At 68.6% G+C, this 9023-nt stretch carries 6 protein-coding genes and 2 pseudogenes; 3 read left to right on the top strand and 5 right to left on the bottom strand.

Translation table 11 applies throughout. The features are described 5' to 3' along the window. Positions 1 to 447: pseudogene (locus D588_RS0101360) on the top strand (DNA primase); the annotation flags it as partial. Between the two features lie 85 nt (positions 448 to 532). On the opposite strand, the gene D588_RS0101355 reads toward D588_RS0101360, so the two are convergent. Beyond that, on the bottom strand, positions 533 to 1747 hold the full coding sequence (locus D588_RS0101355; RefSeq protein WP_017914710.1) for a hypothetical protein: 1215 nt from the start codon (positions 1745 to 1747) through the stop codon (positions 533 to 535). Between the two features lie 250 nt (positions 1748 to 1997). Here D588_RS0101355 and D588_RS0101350 point away from each other — a divergent pair, with 250 nt between their 5' ends. Both D588_RS0101350 and D588_RS0101345 read left to right on the top strand, forming a co-directional pair. Next, the gene (locus tag D588_RS0101350) at positions 1998 to 2987 is read left to right on the top strand and encodes a bile acid:sodium symporter family protein (protein WP_017914709.1); all 990 of its coding nucleotides are present in this window, start codon (positions 1998 to 2000) and stop codon (positions 2985 to 2987) included. Between the two features lie 202 nt (positions 2988 to 3189). Further along, complete coding sequence (locus tag D588_RS0101345) at positions 3190 to 4776, top strand: thioredoxin family protein (RefSeq protein WP_017914708.1); 1587 nt, start codon at positions 3190 to 3192, stop codon at positions 4774 to 4776. Positions 4777 to 4944: 168 nt separating this feature from the next. On the opposite strand, the gene D588_RS0101340 is transcribed toward D588_RS0101345, so the two are convergent. The 4 genes and pseudogenes from D588_RS0101340 to D588_RS0101325 all read right to left on the bottom strand — a co-directional run. Further along, positions 4945 to 6666, bottom strand: coding sequence for a methyl-accepting chemotaxis protein (locus tag D588_RS0101340; protein ID WP_017914707.1), 1722 nt, complete (start codon positions 6664 to 6666; stop codon positions 4945 to 4947). A gap of 88 nt (positions 6667 to 6754) precedes the next feature. Next, positions 6755 to 7648 carry a heme o synthase gene (cyoE, locus tag D588_RS0101335; protein ID WP_017914706.1) on the bottom strand — a complete coding sequence of 298 codons (894 nt, stop codon included), beginning with the start codon at positions 7646 to 7648 and terminating at the stop codon, positions 6755 to 6757. Then, positions 7645 to 8808 (bottom strand): COX15/CtaA family protein, encoded by a 1164-nt coding sequence (locus D588_RS0101330; RefSeq protein ID WP_017914359.1) that lies wholly within the window; start codon positions 8806 to 8808, stop codon positions 7645 to 7647. The genes cyoE and D588_RS0101330 overlap by 4 nt, the downstream gene beginning before the upstream one ends. Before the next feature lie 10 nt (positions 8809 to 8818). After that, a pseudogene (locus D588_RS0101325) lies at positions 8819 to 9023 on the bottom strand (hypothetical protein); the annotation flags it as partial.

Raw genomic sequence — 9023 nt, 5'->3', positions numbered from 1 at the left:
AGCCGGCCGCCGCCGCGCGCGCCGCGCCCGGCGCACAAGCGCAGCCTGGTCCGCGAGGGGATCGTGCGCCTGCTGCAGGCGCCGTCGCTGGCGCTGGACCTGCCGCCGCCCTACCCGTTCGCCGGCCTGCGCCTGCCCGGCATCGAGCTGATGATCGAACTGCTGCAGATCGTGCATGCGCGCCCGGAGATCACCACCGGCGCCCTGCTCGAACACTTCCACGAACGCGAGGAACTGGCCGCACTGCAGAAGCTGGCGGTGCAGGAGATCGCCGGCGAGACCGCCAGCTGGCGCCAGGAACTGCACGACGTGGTCGTGCAGCTGGAAAAGCAGACGCTGCAGCAGCGCCTGGACGAACTGCAGGCCAAGCAGCGCGCGCAAGGGTTGGACGAGACCGACAAGTACGAGCTGCGGGAACTGTTGAAGGCGCGTGCGGGGCTGCATTGAGGACTCACCTGCGCTGCAGCCCGCATACGGCGCAGGGCGGCGACCGTCGTGCCGATCATCGCTGTTGCATCGGCGCAGATTCCGCTTATGCCGTCGACTTTGCAGGATCGGTCACGCCCAACGCCTCGCGCGCTTTTGAGAAACGTTCGGCCAGTTCCTCGCGCTCCGCTTCCATCCGCGCGGCCAGGGCATCCAATTGCGCCTCGCTATCACGCATTGTGGTCTGAAGCGCATGCGAGGGCGGCAGCACGGGCTGAAGCTTGGCCGCAATCAACGTCTCATACGCATCGGTGTGCTGAATCCTCACCTGATTCATGAAAGATCTAAAATCGCTCGGCTTATCACCACTTACCTTTCCCGGAAGCGACTGATTGGGGATCTGCGCATAACCAATGCGCGATGCCAACGAACTGGCGATCGCAAAATCGACAAAGTGATTGACGTCGGGGATCGACACATTTCCGTACAACTTCGTCTTGATATCGCCCAGCATGTTTATTCTCCAGGCATGCGGCACCGCATCAAGCGTATTCCACAGATCGCAATTCCACGACTGATATCCCGTGGCACCGGATGGTTCCGCCGGAAGCGCCTTTGCATACGCCTGCGCGAACACTCCATTCCCCGGCGTGGCACCAGCGGTGGGATAGCAATACACCGCCTTGTATCCACTGAGTTTGTTAGCATTCTTGAGCCAGAACGCCATAGTCGGCGACAAGGCACCGCCAAGACTATGTCCGGCGAAGATCACCGTAGCATCGCTATGCGCCACACTCTGCAGGAAATCGCATAGGCTCTTACCCGGCGCCATCGCCTTGGCCGGGCTGACCATCTGCAGCAGATGCCATACTCCCAGAGCAGTTCCCATCGAGATAAAGGGGACATTCGGCGCCCATGGCCACACGGCCCTGGTCGGCGGACTCTTGTCTAGTGGATTGAAGTGGGAAAAGTCCACAACCGGCACCACATTGAAATCCTCGATCAGCCAGTCGTAAAGAGAATTCGGGTTGGTAGCTGCGATCGCCACGACGTACACGTCTCCGGCGATAGCGCCCACGTCGCTCGCCTTGGCTACGAACATCGCATTTTCCGAAAGGTCGGAACCATCCATCTGCCACACCTGCGGTCCCCAGACCAACTCCCAGCTGCCGATGGCATTCTTCGCCGGCTGCGACGCCAGCGTATTTTGTAGCACTGCTTGGTAGGCGGCCTGCAGCTGTACCGCTGTTCCCTTTTGGGTACTGACCCAATTAGCCAATGTCGAAAGCGCAAAAACGGTCTGATACTGGTCGTACGACATATGCAAGCTCCGAGTCCGTGGCAATGCCTGGAGGAGCGGGAAGCACAAACGCGTGCACGACGCGCCTGCGTGCCCGGCGCGCTCCCCATCGACCGGGTGGCCGCAATCTAGCAAGCTGCCGGTACGCGCATTTGACCGAAACGGCCGTCACCGCAACATGTCTGCGAGTTGTCTACGCCGTGCGTCCGGATTCGCGTGCGGGCGCCATGCTTTCTAAAATGCACGACTCCCCACCGCTCGACCTTCCCCGATGATCAAGTCCTGGCTTGCGCGCCTGCGCATCGAACCCTTCACTCTGGCGCTGCTGTGCACGGTGCTGCTGGCCTCGCTGCTGCCGGTGCAGGGGCGCGCGGCGTCGGTGATGGACGTGGTCACCGATCTGGCGATCGCCGCGCTGTTCTTCCTGCATGGCGCGCGGCTGTCGCGCGGGGCCATCGTCGCCGGCGCGCTGCACTGGCGGCTGCACCTGACCATCTTCGCCGCCACCTTCATCCTGTTCCCGCTGCTGGGCCTGCTGTTCAAGCCGCTGTCGCACTGGCTGCTGACCCCGGACCTGTACATCGGTGTGCTGTTCCTGTGCACGCTGCCGTCCACGGTGCAGTCGTCGATCGCCTTCACCTCGATGGCCGGCGGCAACGTGCCGGCGGCGGTGTGCAGCGCCTCGCTGTCGAGCCTGCTCGGGGTGTTCCTGACGCCGCTGCTGATGGGCGTGCTGACCGACGCGCAGAACGCCATGTCCAATCCGCTGGAGGCGATGGGCAAGATCATGCTGCAGCTGCTGGTGCCGTTCGTCGCCGGCCATCTGCTGCAGCGCTGGATCGGCGGCTGGGTCGAACGCCGCCGCGCGGTGCTGCGCTACACCGACCAGAGCACCATCCTGCTGGTGGTGTACACCGCGTTCAGCGCCGCCGTGGTCGAAGGCCTGTGGCGCAAGACGCCGCTGCCGGCGCTGCTCGGCGTCGCCGTAGTCGGCGCGGTGCTGCTGGCGCTGGCGATGGCGTTGATCACCTTCGGCGCACGGCGCCTGGGCTTTTCCCGCGAGGACGAGATTCCGATCGTGTTCTGCGGCTCCAAGAAGAGCCTGGCCACCGGCGTGCCGATGGCCAAGGTACTGTTCGCCAGCGGCAGCCTCGGCGCGATCGTGTTGCCGGTGATGATCTACCACCAGATCCAGCTGATCGTCTGCGCGGTGATCGCGCAACGCTACGCGCGCGCGGCGAAGGCAGAAGCGACCGGCTAGCGGCGAACGGCAAGGGGCGGTCGCGGGCGCCGGCCGGCACGCCGCGCCGACGCGGGCCGCAAGCGCGTGTCATGCGCCGCGCAGCACCTGCACGGGCGGCATATGCAGATGCGCAGCCGGCATGAGCGATGACGGCAACGGCTGCGTACAGTAGACGGCCGGCACGGCCGGCGCCGTGTCTCCCTCCCCTCCCGGTGCCCCCATGAGCCGCATGTTCCGCCGTTCCGCGACGATCTCCGCCAGCCTGGCCGCGCTGCTGGCGCTGAGTGCCTGCCAGCAACCGCCCGCGCCGGCCGCGCCCAAGGCCGCCCCAGCGGCGCCTGCCGCCGACAGCGCCGGCATCGCCTGGCGCGAGGGCGACGTCGACGACGCCTTCGCCGAAGCGCGCGAACACGACAAGCCGGTGCTGCTGTACTGGGGTGCGGCCTGGTGCCCGCCCTGCAATCGGCTCAAGGCCACGCTGTTCAAGGACCCGGCGTTCATTGCCCGCACCCGCGCCTTCGTCGCGGTGCATCTGGACGGCGATTCGGAAGGCGCGCAGGCCTGGGGCGAGCGCTTCGGCGTCAAGGGCTATCCGACCATCATCGTGCTGCGCCCGGACCGCAGCGAGATCACCCGCCTGGCCGGGGACAGCGATACCGTGCGCCTGGCCGAGGCCCTGCGCGTGGCCGCGACCCGCACCACCACCTCGGCGCAGTTGCTGCAGCAAGCGCTGAAGGCGCCGGCCACGCTCAGCGCCGACGACTGGACCCTGCTCGGCGAATACGGCTGGGCGGTGGATGCGGCGCAACTGGTCAAGCCGGGTCAGGCGGCCGACGTGCTCACGCGCCTGGCCGCGGCCGCGCCGCAGCCGGCCTTGCAACGCCGTTTCGCGTTGCTGGCGCTGGCCGCACAGGATCCGGCCAAGGCTGCCAAGGTGGACGCCAAGCACCGCGCCGCCGACCGCGAACTGCTGCAGGCGGTGCTGGCCGACCCTGCCGAAGTGCGCGCCAACCGCAGCACGCTGACCTATGCGGCGCGCGAACTGGTGCAGGCCGCGGCCAGCGACGCCGCCGAGCGCAACACGCTGTCCGCCGCACTGACCCATGCGCTGGACCAGGTCTACGCCGACAGCAGCCTGCCGATCAGCGATCGCCTGGACACCGCCGCCGCGGACATCGCCTTGGCACGCTTGGCGCAAGGCCAGCCGGCCGAGGCCGGCGACGGTCCGCATCCGCCGCTGCCGCCGGCGGTGGTCGCCAAGGTGCAGCAGCGCGTGCACTGGGCCGAGCAGGCCGCCAGGACCGACTACGAACGCCAGTCCACGATCAGCAGCGCCGCCGGCCTGCTGGACGGCGCCGGCGACAGCGCCGGTGCCGAACAACTGCTGCTGGCCGAGCTTCAGCGCAGCAAGACCCCGTACTACTACATGCCGGAACTGGCCGGCCTGGCCGAGGCGCGCGGCGACAAGCAGACGGCGCTGTTCTGGCTGAAAAAGGCCTACGAGAGCGCGCAGGGCCCGGCCACCCGCGTGCAGTGGGGCGTGCTCTATGTCGATGGGCTGGTCCGGCTACAGCCGGACAACGCGGCGGCGATCGAGGCGGCCGCCGGCCGGGTGATCGGAGAACTGGCAGGCCAGCCCGACGGCTATCACCAGCGCACCCGGCAGCGTTTCGATACCCTGGCCAAGACCCTGCAGGCCTGGAGCAAGGGCCACGACGGCAGCGCGGTGCTCGCGCGGCTGCAGCACAAGATGCAGCAAAGCTGCGGCAGCCAGGCAGGCGACGGCTGCCAGCATTGGTTGGGGTGAGCGCGAGAGGCGCCTCGCGCACCACGGCAGGGCACTGCGCCGGCGGCGACCGCCGGTGCCTGCACAGCTGCCTGCTCCCGACCCGGCGGATCTGCCGCGTCGCAGGACGCGACAGCCCCCCTCACGCCCACGACGCGGCAGACGCGCCGTGGGCTGGGCCGCTCCCGATCAGGCCGCCACGCGCACCGGCGCCTGGTTGGCCGCGCGCTGCTGCTCCTTGGCGGTATGCGCGTTCAGGCCGCTGGCCTGGTTTTCCAGCGCGCGCGCCGCTTCGGCCATCTTTTCGACCAGCGCCGCGTTCTGCTGCGTGGCGGTGTCCATCTGCACCACGATCTGGTTGACCTGGCCGATGCCGGCACTCTGCTCGCGGCTGGCGCCGGCGATGTCGGTCATGATGCGCTGCACCTCGCGCACCGAGCCGAGCAGTTCTTCCATGGTGGCGCCGGCGCGTGCGACCAGCGCCGAACCGCGATCGACCTGCTCGCTGGAGCTGGCGATCAGGCCGCGCACTTCCTTGGCCGCATCGGCGCAGCGCTGCGCCAGGCTGCGCACTTCGGTGGCGACCACGGCGAAACCACGGCCCTGCTCGCCCGCACGCGCCGCTTCCACCGCCGCGTTCAGCGCCAGGATGTTGGTCTGGAAGGCGATGCCGTCGATCACGCTGATGATGTCGGCGATCTTGCGCGAGGCGCTCTCGATGCCGGCCATGGTCTGCACCACGTCGCGCACCACCTCGCCACCGCGCTGGGCGACGTCGCTGGCACCATCCACCAGGCGGTTGGCGTGACCGACGTGCTCGACGTTGCGCTGCACGGTGCCGGTGATCTCCTCCATCGAGCTGGCCGCCTCTTCCAGCGCCGCGGCCTGCTGCTCGGTACGCCGGGCCAGATCGTTGTTGTCCTCGACCATCTCCGCGGCCGCGGTCTGCAGCGTGTGCGCCGCCTCGCCGAGCTGACGCGTGGCATGGATGTCCAGCAACGCGCCGACCGCACGCAGCGGGGTGCCGTCGGCGGCGCGCTTGGTCAGGCCGCGCGCGTGGACCCAGCGGTACTCACCGCTCTTCAGCTTGATCCGATACTGAATGTCGAAGCCGGTCCGGCCGGTGCGGTCGTTGATATGCGACGCGAAGGCATTGAGCGCGAATTCCGCGTCCTCCGGATGCAGGCGCGAGGACCAGCTGTCGAGCACGTTGGGGAACTCGGCCTCGGAAGCGAAGCCCAGCAACGCGCGGAACTGCGGCGACCACCAGAACTCGTTGGCCGGGTTGATCGGGTCGCCGGCGGTCACGCTCATGTCCCACAGGCCGTCGTTGAGCATCTGCTGGCCCAGCTCGAAGCGCGTCAGCACGATGTCCAGGAACGCCTCGCGCTCGCGCCGCTCGGTGATGTCGGTGAGCGCGCCGGCCACCCGCAGCGGTAAGCCCTGGGCGTCGCGCTGGGTGGTGCCTATCGCGCGGAACCAGCGGTACTGGCCGTTCTTCAGCTGCAGGCGGTAGTCCACGTCGTACGGGGTCTGGCCGCTGCGGTCGCCCAGGTGCGCGGCGAACGCGTCCAGCGTGGCCTGCTTGTCGTCCGGGTGCAGGCGCGAGGCCCAGCTGTCGAGTACGTTGGGAAAGTCGAGCTCGGAGGAGAAGCCCAGCATCGCGCGGAACTGCGAGGACCACCAGAATTCGTTGGCGGGGTTGACCGGATCGCCGGCGATCACCCGCATTTCCCACAGGCCGTCGGTGGTCGCCTTGGTGACCAGGTCGAAACGGACGCGCATGTCGTCCAGATTGGCGAGGGCGCTGTCGGCCTGCGCACGGGCGCGGTCACGCTCGGCCTCGGCCTCGCGCAGGCGCTCGGTCAGTGCCTGCAGCTTCGCCGCGTCTTGCTTGCTCTTGCCCCACATGGATGTCTCCGCGGCTTTGCCGATCTTGGTCGTTCGCCTGGTAACGACCGCGACCGGCAACACTTGAGCGGAAAGCTGAACAAGCCGTTCAGGCGATCCAGTGATCGACCAGCAGGAACGCGAACAGCGCCATCAGGTACACGATGGAGTAGCCGAACATGCGCATCGAGAACATCTCGTCCGGCGGGTCGAGCATGCGCCAGGCGTACCAGAGGAACACCGCGTCCAGCACCAGGGTGCCGCCGAGGTAGAACACCCCGCTCATGCCCACCGCTACCGGCAGCAGCGTCACCACCACCAGCAGCACCGTGTACACCAGGATCTGCCGGCGGGTATGCGCCACGCCATGGGTGACCGGCAGCATCGGGATCGAGGCCTTGGCGTAGTCGGCGCGGCGGAAGATCGCCAATGCCCAGAAGTGCGGCGGCGTCCACACGAAGATGATCAGCACCAACAGCGAGGCATAGGCCCAGTCCCACTGGCCCTGCATGCCGGTGATCGCGGCCCAGCCCAGCAGCGGCGGCGCCGCGCCGGCCAGGCCGCCGATGACGATGTTCTGCGGCGTGGTGCGCTTGAGGAACACCGTGTAGATCACCGCATAGCCGATCAGCGAGGCGAAGGTCAGCACCGCGGTGATCCCGTTGACCCACACCACCAGCACGGTCATCGACAGCGCCGTCAGCAGGGTGGCGAACAGCAGCACCTGCCACGGCAGCACCTTGCCCACCACCAGCGGACGCCAGGAGGTGCGCGCCATCTGCGCATCGATGCGCGCGTCCAGCAGCTGGTTGATCGCCGCCGCCGCCGAGGCCGCCAGCCAGATGCCGAAGAAGCCGAGCAGGCCGGTGCGCACCTGCGCCCAGGTCGGCAGCCCCGGGATCGCCAGGCACATGCCGACCAGGGCGGTGAACACGATCAGCGCCACGACCTTGGGCTTGGTCAGGTCCCAGTAGTCGCGCCAGTGGACGCGATGCGCGCTCATTGCGGCGCCCGCAAGCGCGCCAGCAACGACACCAGCACGAACAGCAGCGCCACCGCGCCGGCGTTGTGCAGCACCGCCACCGGCAGGGGCAGCGCCAGCTTGACGTTGAGGATGCCCAGGCACACCTGCGCGACCAGCAGCAGCGCCAGCGCCGCGGCCCAGCCGCGCATGCCCGGCGTGCGGCTCAGGCGCCAGCTCAGCCACAGCAGGTAGGCCGCCACCACCATCGCCATCATCCGGTGCGCCATCTGGATGGCGATGCGCGCCGCGCCGTCGAGCACGCCGCCTTCGTAGTCCACGCCGATACCGCGCCACAGGGTGAAGCCCTCGCGGAAATCGTGCGGCGGCCACCACTGGCTGACGCAGCGCGGGAAGTTGTCGGCCGACCAGCTGCCGCCGCCGCAGGCCAACGCCGCGTAGTTGGCGCTGACCCAGCCGCCCAGGGCGATCTGCAGCACCAGCACCGCCACGCCCAGGCGCAGCAGCCACTTCAGGCGCGGCGCATCGGCCAGGGTGATCGGCAGATGGGTGGCGCGCCAGGCCATCCACACCAGCAGCGAGAACATCAGCAGGCCGCCCAGCAGATGCCCCATCACCACGATCGGCTTGAGCAGCAGGGTCACCGTCCACATGCCCAGCAGGGCCTGGAAGATCACCACCGACAGGGTCAGCACCGCGGCACGGGCCAGGTCGTCGTTGGACCAGCGCAGCGCCGCCAGCAGCAGGATCGCCTCGCCGCCGACCGCCACCAGCATCGCCAGCCCCGGCCAGCCGGACATGTACAGCGGGATCGACAGCGCCACCAGCGCCGCCGCCGTGACGATCTGGGCGATGCCGAGCCGGCGCCGCCGCGCCGCCAGCAGCGACAGCACCAACACTTCCACGCCCAGCGCACCGGCCAGGAAGCGGTGGATCTGCTCGCGCCACGCCTTGTGCGTCTCCAGCGGCCGGATCTTGCTGGCGGCGTGGGTATCGGCTTCGGCACTGGTCTGCGGCCAGGTGATGCGGCCGTAGCAGGTCGGCCAATCCGGGCAGCTCATGCCCGCATCGGACAGGCGCACGAACGAGCCGAACATGATGGTGCTGGCGGTGAACAGCGCCGCCAGCCAGGCCATGCGGTGGAAATGCCGGAACAGCGCCGGGCGCGCGAACAAGGTCATAGGAAGCGGCTCACAGGAGTTTCAGCAGTTTCGCCAGGTCCGCGCGCAACCCGGCCGGGTCGAACCCGGGGGCATAGCGCAGCACCACGAAACCGTTCGGATCGATGACGTAGACCGGCACCCCGGCCGCATCGCGCACCCGCGGCAGCGCCGCCAGCAGCGCCGGATCCGCGCGCAGCGCCTGCACCTGCGGCAGGGCCTGGGCGGCGGCCGGC

This window comes from Xanthomonas sp. SHU 308, from assembly GCF_000364645.1.
Lineage (GTDB): Bacteria > Pseudomonadota > Gammaproteobacteria > Xanthomonadales > Xanthomonadaceae > Xanthomonas_A > Xanthomonas_A sontii.
This window is presented reverse-complemented; position numbering and strand designations above follow the sequence as displayed.